The organism is Streptomyces rubellus (genome assembly GCF_036323805.1).
Classification (GTDB): domain Bacteria; phylum Actinomycetota; class Actinomycetes; order Streptomycetales; family Streptomycetaceae; genus Streptomyces.
Genome location: NZ_JAZDCX010000009.1, coordinates 62,252 through 82,696, shown reverse-complemented (window position 1 = coordinate 82,696; position 20,445 = coordinate 62,252). Strand labels below are relative to the sequence as shown.

Genomic DNA, 20,445 nt, shown 5'->3' with positions numbered 1-20,445 from the left:
AGCTGGCCGTCCTGGTGGGGCTCCAGGCCTCGGGGAAGTCCACCTTCCGCGCCCGGCACCTCGCCACCACCCACACCGTGGTCAGCAAGGACCTCTTCCCCCGGGCCGCCCGGCACCGGCAGCGGCGGCAGATGCGCCTGGTGGCCGAGGCACTGGAGGAGGGCCGCTCGGTCGTCGTGGACAACACCAACCCCTCGCCCGCGGAGTGGGCGCCGCTGATCGGGGCGGGGCGCGCGTACGGGGCGCGGGTGGTGGCCTACTGGTTCCCGCCGGACGTGCCGGGCGCCCTGGCCCGCAACGCTGCCCGGCCGGACCGGGAGCGGGTGCCCGACGTGGGGCTGTACGACACGCTCCGGCGGCTGCGCGAGCCCCGCCGCGCGGACGGGTTCGACGCGGTGTGGGAGGTACGCCTCGACGGGCGCGGCGGTTTCACCGTCCGGCCGGACCGCGAAACCGCCGAGGGGGCCGGCGGGAGCGGGCCGGGCGCCGCCGGGTGAGGGCGCCCGGCCCGTCAGCCGGCGGGCGGGCGTACGTCGGCGATGACGAAACCGCTGCGCGGCCGGGCCGGGACGCGCCGCAGCGGGATCGACAGGTCCTGCTCCGGAACCCGGTACTCCAGCCGTGCCAGCCGGACCGACAGCGCCCGCAGCAGCGCGACGGTGATGTCCTCGCCCGGGCAGCGGTGGTTGACCTCCGGATCGCCGCCGCCCTGCGGCACCAGTTCGTCCCGCTCCACCGTACGGCCGGGGAAGCGCCGGGGATCGAAGGTGTACGGATCCTCCCACAGGGCGGCGTCGTGGTTCTGCCCGTACAGGTCGAGCAGGACGAGCGCACCGGCGGGGACCGGTTCGCCGCGCCAGGTCAGGTCCGCCACCGCCCGGCCGCCGATGAACGGGGCGAAGGGGTAGAAGCGGCGGACCTCGTGGGCGAACGCCTCCGCGTACGGGCCGCCGGTGCCCCCGGCCCCGCCGTCCTGACCGCCGTCCGACAGCAGCCGCTCGCGGTTCTCCGGCCAGCGGTGCAGGGCGTGTGCGGCGAAGGCGACGAACCAGCAGACCGCGGTGGTCGGCCGCAGGATGTTGAGGAGCTCGACCGCGGCGGTCCGCGCGTCCAGTTCCGCGCCGTCGACGTCGCGGTGCCGCGCCACCACCGCAACCGCCGAGTCCGCCGGTACCCGGACGGAACCGGCGCGCACGTCCGCCACCAGACGGGCCAGCCAGTTCTCCCGGCGCCGCCGGGCCGCCCGGGCCCGCCAGTGGCGCGGCCCCGGTGTGGCGAAGCCGTCGACCATGGCCACCAGGTCGGCGGCGACCGCGTCCGCCTCGGACTCGTCGAGCGGCACGCCGGTCCATCCGCAGACCGCCCGGGTGATCACCCGGCTCGCCTCGTCGAACAGCACCACCCGCGGCCGCCGCGCCCACCGCGCCGCGGCCTCGTCCCAGGCCGCGGTGGTGCGGCCGACCAGATCGGCCACTCCGTCCGGGTCGGTGAGCAGGGACAGGAACAGGGCCTTGCGCACCCGGTGCGCCTGGCCGTCCAGGGTGTGCACCGCGCCATGGCCGAACAGAGTGCTCCTGACCGGTTCCGGAACGGCGCCGTGCCGCCGCACATGGTGTTCGTCGTAGACGAACCGCACCGCCTCCGGTCCCCGCAGGGCCACCGCGTGGCGCCCCATCAGACGGGTGCGGAGGAAGGGACCCGGGACGCGGCGCATACGGTCGGGCAGCCAGGCGTATCCCCGGGCGAGCAGCGGCAGGGAGCGGTCCAGAAGGGGGTGGCGAGGGGAGTCCATGGGGCGCGCGTGCCCGGGCGGCCAGGAGGGGAAACGCCGGGGAGGCCGAAGGGGCCCGGCCGCCGCGCCCGGTTGCGCTACAGGCCGCGCTCCTCGTCCCCCCGGTCCTCTCCGCCGGCGGTGCCGCCCTCGTCGACGGTCCCGGCGGGGTCCTCCGCCACCACCGACCTGCCCGGCCGGGGCTGTGCCGGACCGGCGGGCTGTCCGCCGCCGGTGGTGCCGTAGCCGCCCGAGAGGCCCGGCGGCATGTCCGCGTCGGCCTCCTCGCGGCTGATGTGGCGCCTGGCCCGCACGTTCGCGCGGCGTTCCCGGTACGGGTAGTCGAAGGGCCGGGACCGCTCGCGGCGCCGTTCGGCCTCCTGGAGCTCCCGGGCCCTCGCGTCCCGCGAGGCCCCTTCTGCCGTTCCGTCCCGGTTGATACCGTTCTTCTCGTTTTCGTCCACCATGCGGGTGGGGTACCCCCGGGCGGCGGAGGGCATGCACCGCCGTGCCACGGGTACTCCACCGGCCCGGCGGACGCGCGCACCGGGCGGGGCCGGACAGCACCGGAGGAGGACTGGAGAGGAATGGCCGGAACCGACGAGGCACCGGTGCCCGAGAGCACCTACCCCCACACGGCGATCGCGGAGAACGAACCGCACGGCCGGCTCGCCGCCCGGCCGTCCGGCGGTGTCCCCATGGCGGGGGAGCCGGGTACGTACCGGGTGGACGGTGGGGCGCTGCTGCGTGTCCCGCCGTCCGCGGCGGGCGGTGGCCCCGCCCGGCCGTACTGGCTGGCGGTGACCCTGCACGGTGCCGGGGGGACGGCGGAACGGGCGCTGTCCTGGCTGCTCCCGCAGGCCGGGTCCGACTCGCTGCTGCTGCTCGCGCCCCAGGCCGCCGACTCCACCTGGGACGTGATCCGCGGCGGGTACGGGCCGGACGTGTCCCGGCTGGACGCCGCGCTGCGGGACGTCTTCCGGCGCTTCCCGGTGGACCCGGCCGGGGTGGCGGTGGCCGGGTTCTCCGACGGTGCCTCCTACGCGCTCTCGCTGGGCCTGGCCAACGGGGACCTGTTCGGGGCGGTGCTCGCCTTCTCACCCGGCTTCATGGCGCCCATGGTCCACCACGGCAGCCCCCGGGTCTTCGTCTCCCACGGCCGGGACGACCGCGTCCTGCCGGTCGGCTCCTGCAGCCGCCGCCTGGTGCCCGCGCTGGAACGCGCCGGCTACGAGGTCACCTACCGGGAGTTCGGCGGCGGCCACGAGGTGCCGCCCGAACTGGCCACCGCGGCACTGCGCTGGTGGGTGGGCGGCCCGCCGGAGAACTGAGCCCGGCCCTCCGGCGGACCGGACGCGGAGTGCGACCATGGCGGGGCGCCGTCCGTGCGCCGCGGTCCCGACCCGTGGAGGTGACCCGATGGCCCCCCGCTCCCTGGCGGTGTTCGACCTGGACGGAACACTCGCCGACGTCCGTCACCGGCTGCACCACATCGACGGCCGCCGGCGAGACTGGGACGCCTTCTTCGCCGCCGCGCCCGGCGACCCGCCGCTGGCCCGGGGAGTGGCACTGGCGCTGTCCAGCGCGGAGCGGCACGAGCTGGCGTACGTGACCGGGCGCCCCGAGCGGTGCCGCCGCGACACCCTGGAGTGGCTGGCCCGGCACGGTCTGCCGGCCGGGCGGCTGCTGATGCGCGGCGACCGGGACCGCCGCCCGGCCCGTGTCGTCAAGCTGGAGCTGCTGCGGAGACTGGCCGGGGAGGGCACGGTCGCCCTGGTGGTCGACGACGACCACCAGGTCTGCGACGCCTACGAGGCGGCCGGCTTCCCGGTGGTGCGGGCCGGGTGGACGGCGGCGGAGCCCGTACTGGAGGAGGCCCAGGAGCGGGAGGGGCGCACCTGAGGGCCCGGGGCGCCGGAGACCCCGGGCGCCGCCGTGCGCGGGACGAGCGTAGACGACCGGAGAGGTACGGGAACGCCGGCCGGGCACCGTGCGGACGGACGCGCCGTGCGTAGGGCACCGCGGACCGGGGGGGGGGCGGCCCCGGGCCGCGGCGCGGTCACCGGTCGCGCCGCCCGGTCTCCCGCCCGTACCGCCGCCTCCCCTGCGGTCCGTCCTCCCGGCCCTCCCGCTCCTCCCGTGTCCGCCTCCGCCGCCGCTCCCGGCGGGACCCGACCAGGCGGGTGACGACGAAGCCCCCGACCGCGAGGACGACGAGCGCTATGACAGCCCTGGAGTACATCCCGGCATAGTCCGAGACGATGTGCCAGTTGTCCCCGAGGGTGTAGCCCAGCAGCACGAAGAGGGTGTTCCACAGCGCGCTGCCGAGCGCGGTGAGGATCAGGAAGGTCTTCATGGGCATACGTTCGATGCCCGCCGGGACCGAGATCAGACTGCGGAAGACCGGCACCATCCGCCCGAAGAAGACCGCCTTGGTGCCGTGCCGGGCGAACCAGGCCTCCGTCCTCTCGATGTCGGCGGGCTTCAGCAGCGGAATCTGCGAGGCGACCGCCATGGTCCGCTCCCGGCCCAGCAGCGCACCCGCCCAGTACAGGGCCAGAGCGCCGCTCACCGAGCCGATCGTGGTCCACAGCAGGGCGGCGAGCAGACTGATGTCGCCGCGGGCCGCGGCGAAGCCGGCCAGTGGCAGGAAGGCCTCGCTCGGCAGGGGCGGGAAGAGGTTCTCCAGCGCGATGGCCAGCCCCGCTCCGGGAGCGCCGAGCGTCTCCATCAGGTCCGTGACCCAGCCGGCGAGTCCGCCGGACGGCTGCGAGGCTGCTGCTTCGATCATCTGCGACCCACCCTGGTGCGAGGGGAACGAACGGTGTGGGACCGGCTACCCCCGGCTCCCGGGGGCGAACCGGCCGCCTCCCGGGCGGGCCGCGACGGGAGCTCCGCACCGGGGGACCCCGCCGTCCGAATACCGGACATAAGTGATGTCGCGTACCCGTGTCCAGGAGATTTCTTGACCGTGAACGGCGCGGCCGTCTTGAATGCCCTTCCGCCGCACGACAGCAGCACCCCCGAGAGGCCCCCGTGATACAGAGCACGTCCCGAGACAGCGCCGAGTGGTGGCGCGAATCGGTCGTATACCAGATCTACGTCCCCAGCTTCGCCGACTCCGACGGGGACGGGATGGGCGACCTGAGGGGGATAACCGGCCGGCTCGGCCATGTGGCGGAGCTCGGCGCGGACGCCGTGTGGCTGACCCCCTTCTACCGCTCGCCCTGGGCCGACGGCGGCTACGACGTGAGCGACTACCGCGACGTCGACCCGCGGCACGGCACCCTGGACGACTTCCGCGAACTGCTGGAGAGGGCACACGCCCTGGGCCTGAAGGTCATCGTCGACATCGTCCCCAACCACTGCTCCAGCGAACACCCCTGGTTCGCCGAGGCGCTGGCCTCCCCGCCCGGCTCCCCGGCCCGGGACCGCTTCGTGTTCCGGGACGGCCGGGGCCCGGACGGCGCGGAGCCGCCCGCCGACTGGCGGTCCAAGTTCGGCGGCAGCGCCTGGACCCGGGTGCCGGACGGCCAGTGGTACATGCACATCTTCGCCGCCGAGCAGCCCGACCTGAACTGGGAGAACCCCGAGGTCCTCGCCGAGTTCGAGAGCGTCCTGCGGTTCTGGCTGGACCTGGGCGTCGACGGCTTCCGCATCGACGTGGCACACGGCATGCGCAAGGACCTCACCCCGCCGCTGCGCGACACCCTGGGAGAGGACTCCGCCCCGCTCAACGCCCCGCCCGAGGGGCACGACCACCCCTTCTGGGACCGCGACGAGGTGCACGGCATCCACCGCGCCTGGCGCCGGGTCCTGGACGAGTACCACCCGCCCCGCATCGCGGTGGCCGAGGCGGGGGTGAGCGAGTCCAGACTGCCCCTGTACACCCGGCCCGACGAGCTCCACCAGGCGTTCAACTTCCCCTATCTGCGCTGCCGGTGGGACGCCGCCGAGTTCCGCCGGGTCGTCGACGCCTCCCTGGACGGCGCCCGCTCGGTCGGCGCGCTGCCCACCTGGGTGCTGTCCAACCACGACGTGGTGCGCCATCTGAGCCGCTACGCCCTGCCCGAGGGCGCCGACGCGGTCGCCTGGCTGATGGCCGACGGCCGTGAGCCGGCCGCGGACGGGGAACTGGGCCGCCGCCGTGCCCGCGCCGCCGCCCTGCTGACCCTGGCACTGCCCGGCACCACCTACCTCTACCAGGGGGAGGAGCTGGGCCTGCCGGAGGTGGCCGACCTGCCGCGCGAGGCGCTGCGCGACCCGATGTGGGAGCGGACCGGCCGCGCCCGCAAGGGCCGGGACGGCTGCCGGGTGCCGATGCCCTGGGAGCGTTCGGGCCCGTCGTACGGGTTCGGCCCGGGCGGAAGCTGGCTGCCGCAGCCGGAGGGCTGGGGCGAGTACTCCGTCGAGGCCCAGACCGGCCGGCCCGGCTCCTTCCTGGAGCTGTACCGGGCGGCTCTGAAGGTCCGCCGCTCCTTCACCGGCGACGAGAGCTTCGCCTGGCTGCCCGCCCGGGAGGGCGAGCTGGCCTTCCGCAAGGGCGCGCTGGAGTGCCGGGTCAACCTCTCCGGCGCCCCGCTGCCCCTGCCGGCGTCCGCGGGCGAGCCGCTGCTGGCCAGCGGGGAGCTGGGCGGGGGGACCGCCGGGCGCGGCCTGCCGCCGGACACCGCGGTCTGGCTGGACACCCAGCCGCGCTGACGCGGGCTTCCGGGGCCGCGGGGGCGTACGCCGTACGCCTCAGCGGTCCCGCGCGTCCCGCGCCGCCACCAGGACCTCGATGCCGTCCAGCAGCCGCTCCAGGCCGAAGGCGAACTCCTCGTCGGGAGCGCCCTCCTCGGTCATGACCCCCGCTCTGAGCACCTCGTTGACCGCCGGGAAGCGCTCCGGGTCGGCCAGCCTGGCCAGCAGCCGGCTGTAGGCGGCCATGGTCTCCTCGACCGTCCTGCCCGAGGCCCGGGCGGCCGAGACGATGTCCGCCGTCATCGTGGCCTCGCTCCTGACGAAGCCGCTGACCAGCAGGATGGTCTCGATCTTCTCGCCCTCGTCCAGGGCGGTGTCCCGCAGGCAGACCAGACCCCGCTCCATCCAGGCGAGCGCGCGGGGGGTGGTGGGCGGGCTGGCGATGGGGACGCGGAGCATCCACAGGTTGCCGTACAGCACCTCCCGCATCGCCCGGGCCCAGTGCGCCAGCGCGGCCCGCCAGCCCTCCTCGGGCGGGGGGCCCGCCGGGGGCAGCCCGTAGGCCGCGTCCTGCATCAGGACCAGCAGTTCCTCCTTGGAGGACACGTACCGGTACAGGGACATCGTCGAGACGCCGAGGGCGCCGGCGATCCGCCCCATGGAGACCGCCGGGAGCCCCTCGGCGTTGGCGAGTCCGACGGCGGCATCGACGATCCGGTCCACGCTCAGGCCCGGCCGGGGGCCCTTGCCGGGGCGTCCGCGCAGTCCCCAGGCGGTCTCGAGGCCCGGGGGCAGGTCGGTGTCGCTGTCCTTCGCCATCGTCTTCGCCGCTCCGCTCTCCGCCTTCGGGTTGACCGTCATCCTAGATATGTGTATGCGTTACGCAGTAGCGTGTATGGCATACGCAGAAGAACGCGTCCGAGGCGCGGAAGACGAGAGGGGGCGGGGCGCATGGCGGAGGAGGCAGCGGTCGAGGCGGTCGGGCTGCGGAAGTCGTACGGCCCGGTGACGGTGCTGGACGGGATCGGTCTGGAAGCGGCACGCGGCAGCGTGTTCGCGCTGCTCGGTCCCAACGGGGCGGGCAAGACCACGACCGTGCGCATCCTGGCCACACTGGCGACGCCCGACGCCGGGCGGGCGCGGGTGGCGGGTTTCGACACGGTGCGGCAGCGGCGGGAGGTGCGCCGCCGCATCAGCCTCACCGGGCAGTACGCGGCGCTCGACAAGGAGCAGACCGGCGAGGAGAACCTGGTCATGATGGGGCGGCTGTGCGGTCTGCCGCGCCGCCGGGCCCGTGAACGGGCCGGGGAACTGCTGGAGCGGTTCGGCCTCAGCGGTGCGGCCCGCCGCCGGACGGGAACGTACTCCGGCGGCATGCGCCGCCGGCTGGACATCGCCGCGGGGCTGGTCGGCGATCCCGAGGTGGTCTTCCTCGACGAGCCGACGACCGGGCTCGACCCGCGCAGCCGCCAGACGATGTGGGAGGTCACCGCCTCCCTGGCCGAGGCCGGGACGACGGTCTTCCTCACCACCCAGTACCTGGAGGAGGCCGACCGGCTCGCCGACCGCATCGCCCTCCTCGACGCCGGACGGGTGGTGGCCGAGGGCACCGCCGCCGACCTCAAGCGGCGGGTCGCGGACCGGCGCCTGGACCTCACCCTCGCCGGACCCGCCGCGTACGCACGGATCGCGGAGCGGCTCGGCGGGAGGGCCGTCCTCCATGACCCGGCCCGTCTGGTCCTCGGGGTGCCCACCGACGGCAGCGCGGCGCACATCAGGGCGCTGCTGGACGGGATCGACCCGGACGGCGGCGCGGTGGAGCGGTTCGCCGTGTACGAGGTCACCCTCGACGACGTCTTCCTGGCCCTCACCGGCCGCCCCGCCGACCGCACCCGGACCGCCGCGCGGACCACCGGGGAGGCGACCGCCCGTGTCTGAGACCGCCACCGCCACCGCCCCCGCGGCCCGGACCGCCGCGCCCGGTGCCCCGGCCCGTGCCGCGACCATGACCGCCCGCTGCGTACGGCTGTCCGCGCGCAACGCCGACGCGCTGATCACCTCGCTGATGCTTCCGGTGATGCTGATGCTGGTGTTCGTCTACCTCTTCGGAGGCGCGATCGAGACCGGCACCCGGTACGTCACCTACGTCGTCCCCGGGGTGCTGGTGCTGTGCGCCGGGTACGGGGCGGCCGCGACGGCCGTCAGCGTCAGCGGCGACATGGCCGAGGGCGTCGTGGACCGCTTCCGCTCCCTGGACGTCGGCGGGGGCTCCGTCCTGGCCGGGCACGTGGCGGCGAGCGTCGTGCGCAACGCCGCCGCGACCGCCGCGGTGTTCGCCGTCGCCTTCGCCATCGGCTTCCGCCCGGAGGCGGGTGCCGCGGGCTGGCTCGCGGCGGTGGGCGTCCTGGCGGCCTACGTCGTGGCCTTCTCCTGGCTGTCGGCGGCCGTCGGGCTGCTGGCGAGGACTCCCGAGGCCGCGAGCGGCTTCACCTTCCTGGTGCTGTTCCTGCCGTACCCGAGCAGTGCCTTCGTACCGGTGGAGACCATGCCGGGCTGGCTGCACGGCTTCGCCGAGCACCAGCCGGCCACACCCGTCATCGAGGCGCTGCGCGGGCTGCTGCTGGACCGGCCGGTGGGCAGCGCCCCGTGGCTGGCGCTGGCCTGGTGCGGCGGGATCCTCGCCGTCTCGGTCGCGGCGTCCGCCGTGCTCTTCCGGCGCCGTACGGCCTGACACCGGACCCGGCAGCCGGGGAGCGGAGGACGCCCGGGGGCGGCGGCTCAGAAGCCGCCGTCCCCGCCGAAGCCGCCTCCTCCGAAACCGCCCCCGAAGTCACCGCCGCCGAAGCCGCCCCCGAAGCTGTCACCGGAGTAGCCGCCCTCGCCGCCGTAGCCCCAGCCGGGCCCGTAGCCGTAGCCCCAGCCGCCCAGACTGCTGCCCAGCACCGTGCCGAACAGCAGGCCGGGCAGCAGCATCGAGCCGTAGGCCCCGTAGTAGCCGCCCATCCACGGCCCGTACGCCGGACCCGCGTCCCAGTACGGCACCCGTTCACCGGTGGCCGTCGGCACCGTGCGCACCGCCGGGTCCAGGCCGTCCTCGACACGGGTGGCGTCGGCCGCGCAGACCGGCACCTCGCGGGGCGCGCCGCCCGGGGGCGTCCACTCCACGTCCCGCACCGACGGCCCGTGCCGGGGGTCGAAGAAGCACGGCGGCCGCCGCTCGGGCAGTTCCCGGCCCTCCCGCCGGGCGTCCAGGACGGCCAGGGAGAACCGGCCGTCCTCCAGCGCCTCGGTCACCGCCCGCATGTCGTCGGGGCGCCGGGCCGCCGCGGAGGCCTGCTTGGCCTTCTCGTAGGCGTCCAGCGCGTGCTCGTAGTCGGTGAGCATCTCCTGCGTGACACCGGGGGCGGAGGGGGAGAAGTCCAGCCGGTCCAGCCGCTCGCCGTAGGCGGTGATGTCCTCGTCGACCGCGGCCCGCACCTGTTCCAGCTCGGCCCGCTCCTCCTGCTCCTGCCGCCTGTGCGAGCGCCGCGTCAGGAACAGCCCGCCCAGCGCGAACACCGCCAGCACGACCAGGAAGCCCACCAGCACACCACCGCCACCGCCGGATCCACCGCCCGCCGGACCGCGGTCGCGGTAGCCGGCCCCGCCGTCCCGTGCGGCCGACTGCACATCGGTGACGAAGCCGCTGAGGATGCGGTAGGGGTCGTTGGGGTGTTCCCGCAGGTTGCGCTGCGCGAGCGAGCTCGCCGTGGCGCCCCGCAGGACCGCGGAGTCGGACGCCGCGCCGAACCGCGAGCCCAGGGCGACCGCGTACACCCCGGGGCGGTCCACCTCGGAGCGCAGCCGGTCGAAGACGGCGTCGCCCTCGTAGGAGGCGTCGTCGGGCAGCACGGCGACATAGACCGGTACGTCCCCGGCCCGGATCTGCCCGGCGAGCCGGTCGGCCTCGGCGGCGGAGAGCTTGTCCGAGGCGGCGGGGTCGACGTAGACCGGCGTCTCCCGGAGCGCCGCCGCCACTTCCTCGATGTCGGTGGCCGCCCGGGCACTGCCCGTGGGGCCCAGCAGAGCGACGGCCACGGCGAGTACGGCGGCCCAGACCAGGCCCGCCCGCCGTCCCGGGAGAACAGGAGAGATGGGGCGGTTTGTCCTCATGACGCTCGGCTACCCAGCCGGCGTGCCGTCACCCGGCGGGAAGCGTTCCGGTTCGAAAGAAAGTTCCAGAAGGCGGGGAACATCCGGGTATGGCCCGGTGTTGGAGGAAAGGCGGGCGCCACCCCCCCGGCGTACCGCCTCCGTACCGGTTCCGGCCGCGGTTCTCCCCCCTCCCGGCCGGGCCGGTACGACACCGCGGGCCGTGGGTGGTGCCCGGCGGCGGACGCCGCCGGGCACCACCCGCCCCTTCGATCCCCGCGGGTTCCCCGCACGCCCCACGGAGGCAGCCGTTGTCCTCGATCGGAACCGCCCGGCACTTCCAGCCCAGGGGTACGCCCGGCGATGTCTGCCGTGACCACAACCGTGCCGCGCTGGCCACCGTGGTGGCCGCCGAGGCGCGCCGCAAGGGATACGGGCCGCGGCTGAGCGACGAGCAGATCGACGAGTGCGCCGCGCTCGCGGGGCGCAGGCCGCCCTCGGCGAGGTCCCGCGCGGCGATCCGCGCCGCCCTGCGGCCGCCGCTCAGCGCCGCCGACGCGCCGGAGAAGGTGGCGGCGGCCGTCTTCGACGCGCTCCCCTCGCATCCGGTGCGGGTGGTGGGGCGGGACGGCCGGGAGTACTTCCTGGTCCCGCTCCCGGCCACCGGCTGACTCCCCGTGCCGCGGCGCCGGACCCGCGCCGCGGCCCGGGCTCACTCGGGCCGCGGCTGCCGGGCGCCGGGCTCTCTCCAGTCCAGGGCCTCCCGGGTCTCGCGCTGTATTCGCTCGGCCACCTCACGGGTCTCGGTGAGCACGTCGCCGAGCTCCTCGACCAGGCTCTCGTAGATCGGCGGGTGGTCGGTTCGGGTGGCGGTGGTCGTCACAGGACTTTCCCTCTCTGCGCTTTCCGGCATAACCGGCACTTGTGTCTCTCGTGTCACCCCGGGCGCCACGCGGCGGCCGGTCGCGTAGCGTACCGGTGCTTTCACGCGGTGACACATCGCGTCCCCTCTTCGGGACGCGAAGAAGGGACGAACGGCGGGCGGCTACCCGGTGCGGAGGCGATCATGCCAGTCGATCGCAAATCTGTTCGCGCCTCTTTCCGCGGCGGCGATGAGTTCCGGTCGCCGGACCGGTCCCCATGGTGTACGCGTCCCCGGGCGTGCGGAGCCGCACGCCCGCACCAGGAGGAGGAACCAGAGATGACCGCTCCGGCACCGGAGTCCCGGCCACCCGATCTGGAACCGGTGGCCCGCCGGATGACCCGCGTCGTGGCGGGCGTCCCCGGCGGCCGGCTCGCCGCGCCCACACCGTGCGAGGAGATGACCGTGGGCGACCTGCTGCACCACGTCCACGGTCTGTCGGTGGCCTTCCGGGACGCCGCGCGCAAGGACCTCGGCGTCGCCACCGGGACCGACCCCGCCGTCCAGCGGCCCTCCGCCGCGCTGCTGCCCGCCGACTGGCGCGAGGACATCCCGCGCCGGCTGGGTGAACTCGCCGCGGCGTGGCGCGACCCCGGCGCCTGGGAGGGCGTCACCCAGGCGGGCGGCGTCACCCTGCCGGCCGGGGTCGCGGGCCGGGTCGCCCTGAACGAGCTCCTCCTCCACGGCTGGGACCTCGCCCGCGCAACCGGTCAGGAGTACACCTGCGACGAGGAGAGCCTGCGGGTCTCCGCCGAACTGCTGGAACAGTCGGCGGACGGGACCGGCCGGGAAGGGATCTTCGGCCCCGTGGTCGAGGTGCCGCCCGGCGCCCCGCTCCTGGACCGGGTCGTCGGCCTCGGCGGGCGCCGTCCCGGCTGGTCGCCGGCCGCGCTCCGGGAGTAGTCCCGGGAGCAGGGAAGGGAACCGGACCCGGCCGGGGCGGTTGGGCTAACATCGTCGGCAGCCGCTCCCGCGCCCGCGGGACGGGCGGCGCGGACGCGGGGGAGGTGCTGATGCCGTACGGCGGTTCCACCGGCCGCGCGCCCTCGCTCCGCCGGTGGCGGCCGGGCACGGGCCCGAACCTGCCGCTGCTGCTGGTCCCCCCGGCGGTGCTGGCCCTGCTGGCACTCCTGACCGGCCTGCAGCCGGGGCAGGGCGGCCTGGCGACCACCGCGGTGGCACTCGCCGCGACCGCCGCCGCGGGCACCGCCCTCGCCGTGGCCGCCCTCCTGGCCGCACGTCTGGCCCGGCCCGCACCGCCCGCCCGGGTCCGTACCGCGCTGCGCGACCGTGAACGCCGCACCGCCTTCCTGCCGCAGCGCGATCCCGACGCCGCGGGCCGCCCCCGGCCCCGGGCACCCGGCCGCCCCCTCCCGACGGCCGGGTAGCCGCGGCCCCCTCCTCTCCCGGATCTCCGGACGCCCCGGAGCACCCCGGCCGGGGCCGTGTCCGCACGGCTCGTCACGCCGAAACAGCTCCGTCCGGCACGACGAGATTCCGGGAGGAATCCCCTTCATGCGCACTGTCGCCCAGCTTTTCGCGCTGCTCACCGGCGCACTCGAACCGCTCTTCGCCACCTCGGCGGCCGCCGTCGCGATCATCGTGGCCACCATGTGCGTACGCACCCTGCTGCACCCTCTGGCACGGGCGGGGGTGCGGGGCGAGAAGGCCCGGACCCGGCTCGCCCCGGAGGTGGCCGGGCTGCGGAAGCGGTATGCCCGGGATCCGGAACGGCTCCGGCGGGCCCTGCTGGAACTGCACGCCAGGGAGGGGGTGTCGCCGCTGGCCGGGATCGCCCCGACGCTGCTCCAGCTGCCGGTCTTCTTCGTGATGTACCGGCTGTTCACGGCCCCGCGGGTGGGCGGTGAGCCCAACGGGCTGCTGGCGGACCGGCTGGGCCCCGCCCCGCTGGGCGGCCGCTGGGCCGACGCGCTCGCCGACGGCGGGGTGCTCGGCGCGCCGGGACTGGTGTACCTCGCGCTGTTCGGGGTGCTCGCCGCGGTGGCGCTGTGGTCGTACCGGCGGGCGCGCGCGGCGGTCGCCCCGGCGCCCGAACAGGCGGTGCCCGGGATGGCGGGGCTGGTGAAGGTGCTGCCGCTGCTGTCCTTCGGGACGCTGGTCACCGCCGCGTTCGTGCCGCTGGCCGCCGGGCTCTACCTGGCCACGACCACGGTGTGGACGGCGGTGGAACGGGCGCTGCTGCACCGCGGCCCCGCGGTGGCGCGGAGCGGGGCGGCGGGAAGGAACCGCCGAAGGAGCGGGCGGAAGGAGGGCTGAACGGAGCGGAACCCTGTCGTCTTCCCAGCCCTCCCGGCGCCCCCGGCGCACGGCCGGTGACGGCCGTGCGCCGGAGGCTTCTCACCGTGGGGGGTGGGAACCGGGGAGGACGCGGGGGAGTGGGGCGCGGGGTGCGCCCCGGTCAGCAGCCGATGCGGGAACTGCCGACGGCGATGTCGTCGAACCACAGGGTGTCGGTTTCCCCGCCGTAGCTCTCCCAGCCCACCCGCAGATCGGTCAAGGAGGGCCGCCAGCCGGGCTTGCGCAGCCACTGGCCGTCGATGTCGTGGGTGGGGGTGCCGTCGACGGCCAGGCCCGGCACGGCCTCGCCGTCCACCCAGGTCTCCAGGTGCCCGGCGGAGCCGTCGATCCGGAACTCCACGCAGGTCCAGGTGTTGACCGGCAGGGGGCGGCTCATCGCCACGCCGTTGGGGCTCTGCTCGGGCAGGGTGGCGTCGTCGGACTCGCGGTTCCACTGCAGGGCGCTGTTCTGGCCGCCCATGCGCAGGTCCTTGTTCTCACCCGCGTCGTGCATGGCCGCGAACGTGATGTGGGCGGCGGGCAGCGGGGTGGTGTGCCGCACCTGGAGGCGGGCCCAGAAGGTGCCGGAGGTGTCCACCTCGTCCAGCGGGGTTCCGACGAAGATGTGGTTGCAGTAGCCGCCCCCGCCGTTGATCCGCAGTGACTTGCCGCCGCTGTGGGCCACCGAGGAGTCCACGCTCGCGGTGCCGGTGCCGGAGCAGTTGGGGGCGCCGGCGGTCCAGCGGCCCGAGGGCTGGGAGCCGGTCTGGGACTCGAAGTCGTCGCAGAAGCCGTCCGCCGCGGTGGTCTCGCAGCCCGCCGCGGCGGGGAGGCCGGCGGCCTCGGCGGCCGGGGAGAACACCGGGGAGAACGCCGTGGAGAGCAGGGCCAGGGCCAGCGCGGCGGCGGCCGGGGCGGCCGGTAAGCCGCGGCGGGAACGGAGCCGTGAGGTGGGGGGCATGTCGATCTCCTAGGGAAGTGCCGGACGGGCGGAGCCCGTGACGGTGCGGCGCGGTGCGCCCGCCCGCGGACGGTCCGGCGGTGCCATGGTGCGGGGGGAGCCGTGCGGCGGGTGCCTTCCGGCCCGGTCGTGTCCGGTCGCGGTGGCCGCCGGGACCGGGGGCGGTGCCGGGGGATTGTCCCCGTTTCTCGGCCGAGCTGTATGGGAGCGCTCCCATGCAGAACTGTAACGGCCGTGGGAACACTTGGAAACCCCGCCCCACGGCCCGGCCGCCGGGTGCGCGGCACGGGTGGATGAACGGGCGGGGCCGCCACCGCGTACCCCTTCGCGTGCCGTGCGGCGCTTGCCGCGGGGTGCGAGCCGTTCCGTCCGCCGCCCACTGTGAGGACATGCCGATGACAGAGCGAAGCAGCCTTCCCCTGCGGGCCCTTCCGTCCGGGAGGGCCGAACTCCATGTGGTGCTCGACCTGGACTGGGCGGACATCGCCGCCCTCGGCGCGGAGGCCGGCCGGCTGGCCGACCGGCTCCAGCGTGCCGTCACCCTCGACGAAGCCGTCAGTCACCGGCTGAGCACCGGGTCCGGCACCCGGGCCGCCGCCCCGGTCCCGGCACCCGGTCCCGCCTCGGCCACCCCGGCCGCCGCGGTCCCCGCCACGGAGCGGGACCGCCCCAGAGGTGCCGCCCCGGCGTCCGCGGGCTCTCCGGGAGCCGAGGCCGGCCGTCACGCGGCAGGCCGGGCCGGCGGCTCCGCGGCCGCCGCTCCGGTCTCCGCCGTCACCCCGATGTCCGGGACCGCGGCCGAGCGGGACCGGGGCGCCGCTCCGGCCGGGCAGCGTCCCGCGGAGGAGCGGCGGGCGGTGGAGCGCATCTCCCTGGCGGCTTCCCCCGGGAACACCGGGCCCTCCGGCACCGCCGCCCCCGAGCCCTACCGTGCCGCCGGGGCCGCCGGCTGACCCGGCGGCCCGTGCCGCCGGTGGCATCGGCGCGGCTGTGAGTGCCCGGGAGCCCGGGCACCGGTACGGACGCGGCGCCCCCCGCCCGTGAAGCGGGGGCGGGTGTCTTCAGACGGTTCCGGTTCCGGTCAGCCCCTCGCGCTGGAGGATGGTGCGGGCCTGATCGGCGTGCCCGCCGCGCACGATGACGTCGTAGCGGGCGGCGGCCAGGGACCGGGTCGAGGAGAAGTCACGGCGTCCACCGGTCGCCGCATGACCGACGAAACCGAAGACCGCGCCCCACAGCGCGCCGATGAGGATACCGCCGAGGATCAGCCCGAGCCAGGCGGGGCCGGGGGTGAACAGTCCCACCAGCAGACCGATGAAGAGGCCGAACCAGGCACCGCTGGCGGCACCGAGCCCGGCCGCGCGGCCCTTGGTCATCCGGCCGGTGACATGCTCGACCAGGCGCAGGTCCGACCCGACGATGTCGATGTGCTCCACGGGGAACTTCTCGTCGGAGAGCCGGTCGACCGCGGCTTGGGCCTCCTCGTAGGCGGAGTAGCTGGCCACCGTGTTCCAGGCATCGCTGACCGGGTCCGGGGGGTTCGGATCGATGTGCGCCATCGTCGCACTCTCCTTCCGTTCGGTGCGCGCTACTGGCCGCCTGCCCGGGGGGTGCCGCTTTATGGCTGGAAGGGTGCCGGGGCGTCGCACGCTCCGGCCGGCGAGGACCCGGGCGGGGCCGCCCCGGCACTGGTACGGCGCGGCCGGTGACGGCACGCGGCCGGACACGCCGCTTCCGGTGGCGAGGACGGCACGGACCGGGGCACGGGCACCGCTCCGGAAGGTGCCGCGGGCCCGGTCCGGAGCCGGTCCGGGCCCGGACCGGCTCCGCCGGGACGGGCGGGGTCAGCCCACCGGTGTGCCCATGGGCGCCGGCTGGGACAACAGCAGATCGACCAGGGCGAGCAGCAGATCGCGGCCGACCTCCTGGCGCCGTACGTCCCCCATCAGCAGCGGGACGCCGGGGTCCAGATCGAGAGCCTCGCGAACCTCCTCCTCGGTGCGGTCGCAGCGGCCGTGGAAGCAGTTGACCCCCACCACGAAGGGGATGCCCCGGCTCTCGAAGAAGTCGATGGAGGCGAAGCTGACGTCCAGCCGTCTGGTGTCGACCAGTACGACCGCGCCCAGCGCACCGTTCACCAGGTCGTTCCACATGAACCAGAAGCGCTCCTGGCCCGGTGTGCCGAACAGGTAGACCACCAGTTCGGGGTGGATGGTGATCCGGCCGAAGTCGAGCGCCACCGTCGTGGTGCTCTTGTCCGTCAGTCCCTCGATGTCGTCGACGCCGACGCTCGCCTGTGTCAGGTACTCCTCGGTGCGCAGGGGAGACACCTCGCTGACCGCTCCGACCAGGGTCGTCTTGCCCACCCCGAAGCCGCCGGCGATCAGGATCTTGACGGCCGAGGGGGTGGCCGGGCCGGTCTCCAGCCCGGCCGGGTGATCAGAGTTTCCGGAGTCCATCCCTCACCGCCTGCAGAAGAGTCACGTTCAGTCCACCGTTTTCCCGGGCCACCAGCGGTGGCCGGACCGTCACCCTGCCGAGCGACACCAGGTCGTCGATCAGGATCTTCGTCACCGACACGGGCAGGTCGAGTGCCGCGGCGATCTCCGCGACGGCGGCCGACCCGCGACACTGCTCCACAATGGCCTGGTGCTCCGGCTCCAGTCCTCTGTCCGAGGGCTGGTCGTCCTGGGAGCCGACGGTGGTCACCACCGTGATCAGACCGAGGTCACCACGTTCCGGAACGGTCCTGCCACGGGTGATGGCATAAGGCCGGACCAGGGAGTCGTCGGCCTCCTCGTACCCCAGGTCGTCCGTCCAGTGGCCACCCACATCAGCCTCCGTCCGTGACCGTGTCACCGGTACGGGCCTCGGTGCCCAGCTTCTGGCCGACCTGCTGGACGAGGGTGTGCATGGCGACCGCCATCACCTCGGCGTCGACGTCCTGGGAGGCCACGACGGCCAGGTGGGTCCCCTTGCCGGCGGCGGTGATGAAGAGCCACAGATCGGCCATCTCCACGATGACCTGACGCACCGGCCCGCCGCGGAAGAGCTCGTCGACTCCCCGGGCGAGGCTCTGCTGCCCGGTGGCCACGGCGGCGAGCCGTTCGGCGTCGGTGCGATCGATGGTGCGGGACTGGCTGACGACCAGTCCGTCGTCGGACAGGACTATGGCGTGCCTGGTGCCCGCCACCTGATCGACCAGTCCGTCCAGCAGCCAGTCCAGGTCCTGGTTGGTGGCGGTGGTTCGCTGTGTCATCGTGGGTCTTCCGTCGTGTTCGGGTTGCGGCCCGGCGTGCTGCCGCCGGTTGGGGGGTGGCCGTCTCGGGAGGGCTGTCGGTGTGCGGCGCGGGACTGCCGCTGGAAGGCGCCGATGGCGGCGCCGGAGCGGGCGGGCTGCGGATGCGGTCCGGTCTCTTCCCCGGAGGTGCTGCCGGAACGGTGCTCCGGTTCCCTGAGCTCGGCGGCGAGACTGGCCCGGCGGACCCGTTTGGGCAGCGGTCGCGCCGCGGCGTCGGGAGAGGAGTCCCCGGCGGGCCGGGGCCGCGTGCCGGGCCGTGCTCCGCCCCGCGGGGCGGGCACGGAGGTGACCGCGCTCATCGCCCGGCCGCGTGAGCGGGCCGGCAGTCCGGCGGGTGCCTCCGCGGCGGAGTCCGGGACTCCCCGCAGCGGTGTCTGTCCGGTCTCCTCGCTTCCCGCCTCCTCCGCGCCGCCGTCCGGACCCGGTCCGTCCGCGATCAGTTCGGCGGGGATGAGCACGATCGCCCGGGTGCCGCCGAACACCGACGGACGCAGCTCCACGTCCACTCCCAGGCCGTGGGCGAGCCGTGCGACCACGTACAGGCCGAGCCGGATGTCGTCGACCCGGGACATGATGTCCATCCTGGGCGGCTCGGCCATCAGCCGGTTGATCCGCTCGTACTCCTCGGGCTCCATGCCCAGACCGCGGTCCTCGATCTCCACGGCGAGGCCCCGGCCCACCAGCCCGGCCCGGACCTCCACGGGAGTGGGGGGCTTGGAGAAGGTGGTGGCGTTCTCCATCAGCTCGGCCAGGATGTGGACCGTCGGTCCCACGGCGCGCTCGGACAGCCAGGGCTGCCCCTCGACCTCGATGTGGATGCGGCGGTAGTCCCGCACCTCCCCCAGCGCGGCGCGCAGGACGTTCAGCGCCCGCACCGGTCTGCGCCAGCGCCGCTGGGGCTGGCCGCCGCCGAGGATGACCAGGTTCTCCTCGTAGCGGCGCAGCCGGGCGGTGAGGTGGTCGAGGTCGAACAGCCCCTCCAGCACCTCCGGGTCCTCGTGCCGGCGTTCCATCTCGTCGAGCTTCTTCAGCTGCAGACCGATGAGCAGCTGGGTGCGGCGGGCGATGCGCTGCAGGAGCCGTTCGAAGCCGCGGTGCTGTTCCGTCTCCCGCACGGCGGTCTCGATGGCGCTGCGGCGGGCGGTGTTGAGGGCCTTGCCGAGCCGGCCGAGGTCGTCGTCACCGTGGCTGACCTCGGAGACCTCGGCGTCGATGTCGATGTTCTCGCCCCGGCGCAGTCGTTCCACGATGTCGGGCAGCTTCTGTTCCAGCTCCAGTGCCTCCTCGCGCAGCGCCAGGACGCGCCGCCGCAGCACGCTGGTGAGCCAGAGGCTGAGCAGGACGACCACCACCACCGCGCTCAGACCGACGGCGCTCGTGGTGACCAGGCGGTTCAGCAACGACTCCATGGAGGCGTCGCCCGCCGCCCAGACGAACTCGACCCGTATGCCGGACAGCCGGCCGAGCTGTGTGTGCACCTGGGCGGACGCCTGCTGCCAGCGGGCGGCCCCGCCGTCCTCCAGGACGGTGGAGGCACTGCTGCCGGAGGAGCGCAGCAGGGCGTCCTGCATGCCGGTGACGGCCTGCCAGGCATCGCCGTCGACCGTCTTCCGGTAGGCGGCGGTCTCGTTCTCGCGGAGGTAGGGCTCGTACTCCTGCTCGATCAGGTACCGCTGGACGCTGACCAGCTCCACGAACTGGTCGTACTCGGCGGGGCCGAACTCGTCCGGGCCCCTGGCCAGCAGGGCGTCCTGGCGGGAGAGCATCTCCTGGGCTCTGGACAGGCTGTTCAGGGGCCCGCTGAGGACGGTCAGCTCCAGGTCCTCCGTCTGGCCGAGGGACTCGAAGAACCGGAGGTCCGCCTCGACCAGCTCGTTGAAACGCTCGTAGACCTGCTGCTGGGTGGCCTTCCCGCCGTCCACGGCCGCCCGGACCTCGTCGAGTTCGGCCAGCTTCCCGCGGATCTGTGTCAGCCCCTCCCGCGTCTGCGGGTAGGTGTCGGAGACCTCGATGTCGGAGAGGTCCTCGAAGGTGCTCACGGCCTGGTCGGTGCGCTTCCGCTGCTTCTCCAGGACGGCGCGGCCGGCCTCGGGGTCGCTCAGTGCGAAGGCGCTGATCCCCCGCTCCATCTGCAGGGCGAGGAGGACGTCCGTGGCCGGGTACGCGGCCCGGCTGGCGATGGTGTGCTGGATGTCCCGGTTCTGCCAGGTGGTCCCGAGCTGCACGGTGCTGACCGTCCACAGGGCGGCCAGTGCCACGCTGGGGACGACGGCCAGGATGAGCAGGGCTGTCCGGATCGATTCCAGGCGGGAGGAGTCCTTCTTCGTCCTTCGCCTCTGCCGTCCCGGCACGGTGACGCGCGGTGCCATTTCTCCCCA

23 protein-coding genes are annotated in these 20,445 nt (G+C 74.8%); 11 read left to right on the top strand and 12 right to left on the bottom strand.

Features of this window, described 5'->3' with window-relative positions:
- Positions 1-14: 14 nt before the first annotated feature.
- Positions 15-497 carry an AAA family ATPase gene (locus V1L54_RS12695; protein ID WP_330118068.1) on the top strand — a complete coding sequence of 161 codons (483 nt, stop codon included), beginning with the start codon at positions 15-17 and terminating at the stop codon, positions 495-497.
- A gap of 14 nt (positions 498-511) precedes the next feature.
- Here V1L54_RS12695 and V1L54_RS12690 read toward each other — a convergent pair whose 3' ends face one another.
- Positions 512-1,792: a cytochrome P450 gene (locus tag V1L54_RS12690; protein ID WP_330118067.1), complete on the bottom strand. Its 1,281-nt coding sequence runs from the start codon at positions 1,790-1,792 to the stop codon at positions 512-514.
- A 77-nt stretch (positions 1,793-1,869) separates the two neighbouring features.
- Positions 1,870-2,238 (bottom strand): hypothetical protein, encoded by a 369-nt coding sequence (locus V1L54_RS12685; RefSeq protein ID WP_330118066.1) that lies wholly within the window; start codon positions 2,236-2,238, stop codon positions 1,870-1,872.
- A 120-nt stretch (positions 2,239-2,358) separates the two neighbouring features.
- Here V1L54_RS12685 and V1L54_RS12680 point away from each other — a divergent pair, with 120 nt between their 5' ends.
- The gene (locus V1L54_RS12680; protein WP_330118065.1) at positions 2,359-3,102 is read left to right on the top strand and encodes an alpha/beta hydrolase; all 744 of its coding nucleotides are present in this window, start codon (positions 2,359-2,361) and stop codon (positions 3,100-3,102) included.
- A gap of 88 nt (positions 3,103-3,190) precedes the next feature.
- Positions 3,191-3,673 carry a phosphatase domain-containing protein gene (locus tag V1L54_RS12675; protein WP_330118064.1) on the top strand — a complete coding sequence of 161 codons (483 nt, stop codon included), beginning with the start codon at positions 3,191-3,193 and terminating at the stop codon, positions 3,671-3,673.
- Positions 3,674-3,830: 157 nt separating this feature from the next.
- On the opposite strand, the gene V1L54_RS12670 is transcribed toward V1L54_RS12675, so the two are convergent.
- On the bottom strand, positions 3,831-4,562 hold the full coding sequence (locus tag V1L54_RS12670) for a DedA family protein (RefSeq protein ID WP_330118063.1): 732 nt from the start codon (positions 4,560-4,562) through the stop codon (positions 3,831-3,833).
- Between the two features lie 245 nt (positions 4,563-4,807).
- Between V1L54_RS12670 and V1L54_RS12665 the strand changes: the two genes are divergently transcribed.
- Entirely contained in the window at positions 4,808-6,472 is a 1,665-nt protein-coding gene (locus tag V1L54_RS12665) for a glycoside hydrolase family 13 protein (RefSeq protein ID WP_330118062.1), read from the top strand.
- A gap of 39 nt (positions 6,473-6,511) precedes the next feature.
- On the opposite strand, the gene V1L54_RS12660 is transcribed toward V1L54_RS12665, so the two are convergent.
- Complete coding sequence (locus V1L54_RS12660; protein WP_330118061.1) at positions 6,512-7,315, bottom strand: TetR/AcrR family transcriptional regulator; 804 nt, start codon at positions 7,313-7,315, stop codon at positions 6,512-6,514.
- 90 nt (positions 7,316-7,405) lie between these two features.
- Between V1L54_RS12660 and V1L54_RS12655 the strand changes: the two genes are divergently transcribed.
- Both V1L54_RS12655 and V1L54_RS12650 read left to right on the top strand, forming a co-directional pair.
- A complete protein-coding gene (locus V1L54_RS12655; protein ID WP_330118060.1) occupies positions 7,406-8,392 on the top strand; it encodes an ATP-binding cassette domain-containing protein in 987 nt (328 codons plus the stop codon).
- Positions 8,393-8,459: 67 nt separating this feature from the next.
- A complete protein-coding gene (locus tag V1L54_RS12650) occupies positions 8,460-9,185 on the top strand; it encodes an ABC transporter permease (RefSeq protein ID WP_330118204.1) in 726 nt (241 codons plus the stop codon).
- Positions 9,186-9,232: 47 nt separating this feature from the next.
- Here the strand turns inward: V1L54_RS12650 and V1L54_RS12645 are convergent, their stop codons facing one another.
- Complete coding sequence (locus tag V1L54_RS12645) at positions 9,233-10,606, bottom strand: hypothetical protein (RefSeq protein ID WP_330118059.1); 1,374 nt, start codon at positions 10,604-10,606, stop codon at positions 9,233-9,235.
- 290 nt (positions 10,607-10,896) lie between these two features.
- On the opposite strand from V1L54_RS12645, the gene V1L54_RS12640 reads away from it, so the two are divergent.
- The gene (locus tag V1L54_RS12640; protein ID WP_330118058.1) at positions 10,897-11,256 is read left to right on the top strand and encodes a hypothetical protein; all 360 of its coding nucleotides are present in this window, start codon (positions 10,897-10,899) and stop codon (positions 11,254-11,256) included.
- Positions 11,257-11,297: 41 nt separating this feature from the next.
- Here V1L54_RS12640 and V1L54_RS12635 read toward each other — a convergent pair whose 3' ends face one another.
- A complete protein-coding gene (locus V1L54_RS12635) occupies positions 11,298-11,468 on the bottom strand; it encodes a hypothetical protein (protein WP_330118057.1) in 171 nt (56 codons plus the stop codon).
- Positions 11,469-11,786: 318 nt separating this feature from the next.
- On the opposite strand from V1L54_RS12635, the gene V1L54_RS12630 reads away from it, so the two are divergent.
- The 3 genes from V1L54_RS12630 to V1L54_RS12620 all read left to right on the top strand — a co-directional run bounded on the left by V1L54_RS12630 (position 11,787) and on the right by V1L54_RS12620 (position 13,784).
- Entirely contained in the window at positions 11,787-12,410 is a 624-nt protein-coding gene (locus tag V1L54_RS12630; RefSeq protein ID WP_330118056.1) for a TIGR03086 family metal-binding protein, read from the top strand.
- A gap of 110 nt (positions 12,411-12,520) precedes the next feature.
- Positions 12,521-12,895 carry a DUF6412 domain-containing protein gene (locus tag V1L54_RS12625; RefSeq protein WP_330118055.1) on the top strand — a complete coding sequence of 125 codons (375 nt, stop codon included), beginning with the start codon at positions 12,521-12,523 and terminating at the stop codon, positions 12,893-12,895.
- Between the two features lie 127 nt (positions 12,896-13,022).
- The gene (locus tag V1L54_RS12620) at positions 13,023-13,784 is read left to right on the top strand and encodes a YidC/Oxa1 family membrane protein insertase (RefSeq protein WP_330118054.1); all 762 of its coding nucleotides are present in this window, start codon (positions 13,023-13,025) and stop codon (positions 13,782-13,784) included.
- Between the two features lie 142 nt (positions 13,785-13,926).
- Here the strand turns inward: V1L54_RS12620 and V1L54_RS12615 are convergent, their stop codons facing one another.
- Positions 13,927-14,766 (bottom strand): polysaccharide lyase family protein, encoded by an 840-nt coding sequence (locus V1L54_RS12615; protein WP_330118053.1) that lies wholly within the window; start codon positions 14,764-14,766, stop codon positions 13,927-13,929.
- Positions 14,767-15,161: 395 nt separating this feature from the next.
- On the opposite strand from V1L54_RS12615, the gene V1L54_RS12610 reads away from it, so the two are divergent.
- Positions 15,162-15,719, top strand: coding sequence for a hypothetical protein (locus V1L54_RS12610; protein ID WP_330118052.1), 558 nt, complete (start codon positions 15,162-15,164; stop codon positions 15,717-15,719).
- 108 nt (positions 15,720-15,827) lie between these two features.
- Here V1L54_RS12610 and V1L54_RS12605 read toward each other — a convergent pair whose 3' ends face one another.
- The 5 genes from V1L54_RS12605 to V1L54_RS12585 all read right to left on the bottom strand — a co-directional run bounded on the left by V1L54_RS12605 (position 15,828) and on the right by V1L54_RS12585 (position 20,436).
- The gene (locus tag V1L54_RS12605) at positions 15,828-16,325 is read right to left on the bottom strand and encodes a YflT domain-containing protein (protein ID WP_330118051.1); all 498 of its coding nucleotides are present in this window, start codon (positions 16,323-16,325) and stop codon (positions 15,828-15,830) included.
- Between the two features lie 285 nt (positions 16,326-16,610).
- Positions 16,611-17,225 (bottom strand): GTP-binding protein, encoded by a 615-nt coding sequence (locus V1L54_RS12600; protein ID WP_330118050.1) that lies wholly within the window; start codon positions 17,223-17,225, stop codon positions 16,611-16,613.
- Entirely contained in the window at positions 17,206-17,598 is a 393-nt protein-coding gene (locus V1L54_RS12595; protein WP_330118049.1) for a DUF742 domain-containing protein, read from the bottom strand. The genes V1L54_RS12600 and V1L54_RS12595 overlap by 20 nt, the downstream gene beginning before the upstream one ends.
- 1 nt (position 17,599) lies before the next feature.
- Complete coding sequence (locus tag V1L54_RS12590; RefSeq protein ID WP_330118048.1) at positions 17,600-18,025, bottom strand: roadblock/LC7 domain-containing protein; 426 nt, start codon at positions 18,023-18,025, stop codon at positions 17,600-17,602.
- Positions 18,022-20,436 carry a sensor histidine kinase gene (locus V1L54_RS12585; protein WP_330118047.1) on the bottom strand — a complete coding sequence of 805 codons (2,415 nt, stop codon included), beginning with the start codon at positions 20,434-20,436 and terminating at the stop codon, positions 18,022-18,024. The genes V1L54_RS12590 and V1L54_RS12585 overlap by 4 nt, the downstream gene beginning before the upstream one ends.
- Between the last annotated feature and the right edge of the window lie 9 nt (positions 20,437-20,445).

Coding starts and splice junctions, on each gene's coding strand:
- V1L54_RS12615 (WP_330118053.1), bottom strand. CDS start 14,766: ATGCCCCCCACCTCACGGCTCCGTTCCCGCCGCGGCTTACCGGCCGCC.
- V1L54_RS12620 (WP_330118054.1), top strand. CDS start 13,023: ATGCGCACTGTCGCCCAGCTTTTCGCGCTGCTCACCGGCGCACTCGAA.
- V1L54_RS12685 (WP_330118066.1), bottom strand. CDS start 2,238: ATGGTGGACGAAAACGAGAAGAACGGTATCAACCGGGACGGAACGGCA.
- V1L54_RS12625 (WP_330118055.1), top strand. CDS start 12,521: ATGCCGTACGGCGGTTCCACCGGCCGCGCGCCCTCGCTCCGCCGGTGG.
- V1L54_RS12670 (WP_330118063.1), bottom strand. CDS start 4,562: ATGATCGAAGCAGCAGCCTCGCAGCCGTCCGGCGGACTCGCCGGCTGG.
- V1L54_RS12655 (WP_330118060.1), top strand. CDS start 7,406: ATGGCGGAGGAGGCAGCGGTCGAGGCGGTCGGGCTGCGGAAGTCGTAC.
- V1L54_RS12675 (WP_330118064.1), top strand. CDS start 3,191: ATGGCCCCCCGCTCCCTGGCGGTGTTCGACCTGGACGGAACACTCGCC.
- V1L54_RS12610 (WP_330118052.1), top strand. CDS start 15,162: ATGACAGAGCGAAGCAGCCTTCCCCTGCGGGCCCTTCCGTCCGGGAGG.
- V1L54_RS12680 (WP_330118065.1), top strand. CDS start 2,359: ATGGCCGGAACCGACGAGGCACCGGTGCCCGAGAGCACCTACCCCCAC.
- V1L54_RS12590 (WP_330118048.1), bottom strand. CDS start 18,025: ATGACACAGCGAACCACCGCCACCAACCAGGACCTGGACTGGCTGCTG.
- V1L54_RS12645 (WP_330118059.1), bottom strand. CDS start 10,606: ATGAGGACAAACCGCCCCATCTCTCCTGTTCTCCCGGGACGGCGGGCG.
- V1L54_RS12690 (WP_330118067.1), bottom strand. CDS start 1,792: ATGGACTCCCCTCGCCACCCCCTTCTGGACCGCTCCCTGCCGCTGCTC.
- V1L54_RS12630 (WP_330118056.1), top strand. CDS start 11,787: ATGACCGCTCCGGCACCGGAGTCCCGGCCACCCGATCTGGAACCGGTG.
- V1L54_RS12650 (WP_330118204.1), top strand. CDS start 8,460: ATGACCGCCCGCTGCGTACGGCTGTCCGCGCGCAACGCCGACGCGCTG.
- V1L54_RS12605 (WP_330118051.1), bottom strand. CDS start 16,325: ATGGCGCACATCGATCCGAACCCCCCGGACCCGGTCAGCGATGCCTGG.
- V1L54_RS12585 (WP_330118047.1), bottom strand. CDS start 20,436: ATGGCACCGCGCGTCACCGTGCCGGGACGGCAGAGGCGAAGGACGAAG.
- V1L54_RS12660 (WP_330118061.1), bottom strand. CDS start 7,315: ATGACGGTCAACCCGAAGGCGGAGAGCGGAGCGGCGAAGACGATGGCG.
- V1L54_RS12600 (WP_330118050.1), bottom strand. CDS start 17,225: ATGGACTCCGGAAACTCTGATCACCCGGCCGGGCTGGAGACCGGCCCG.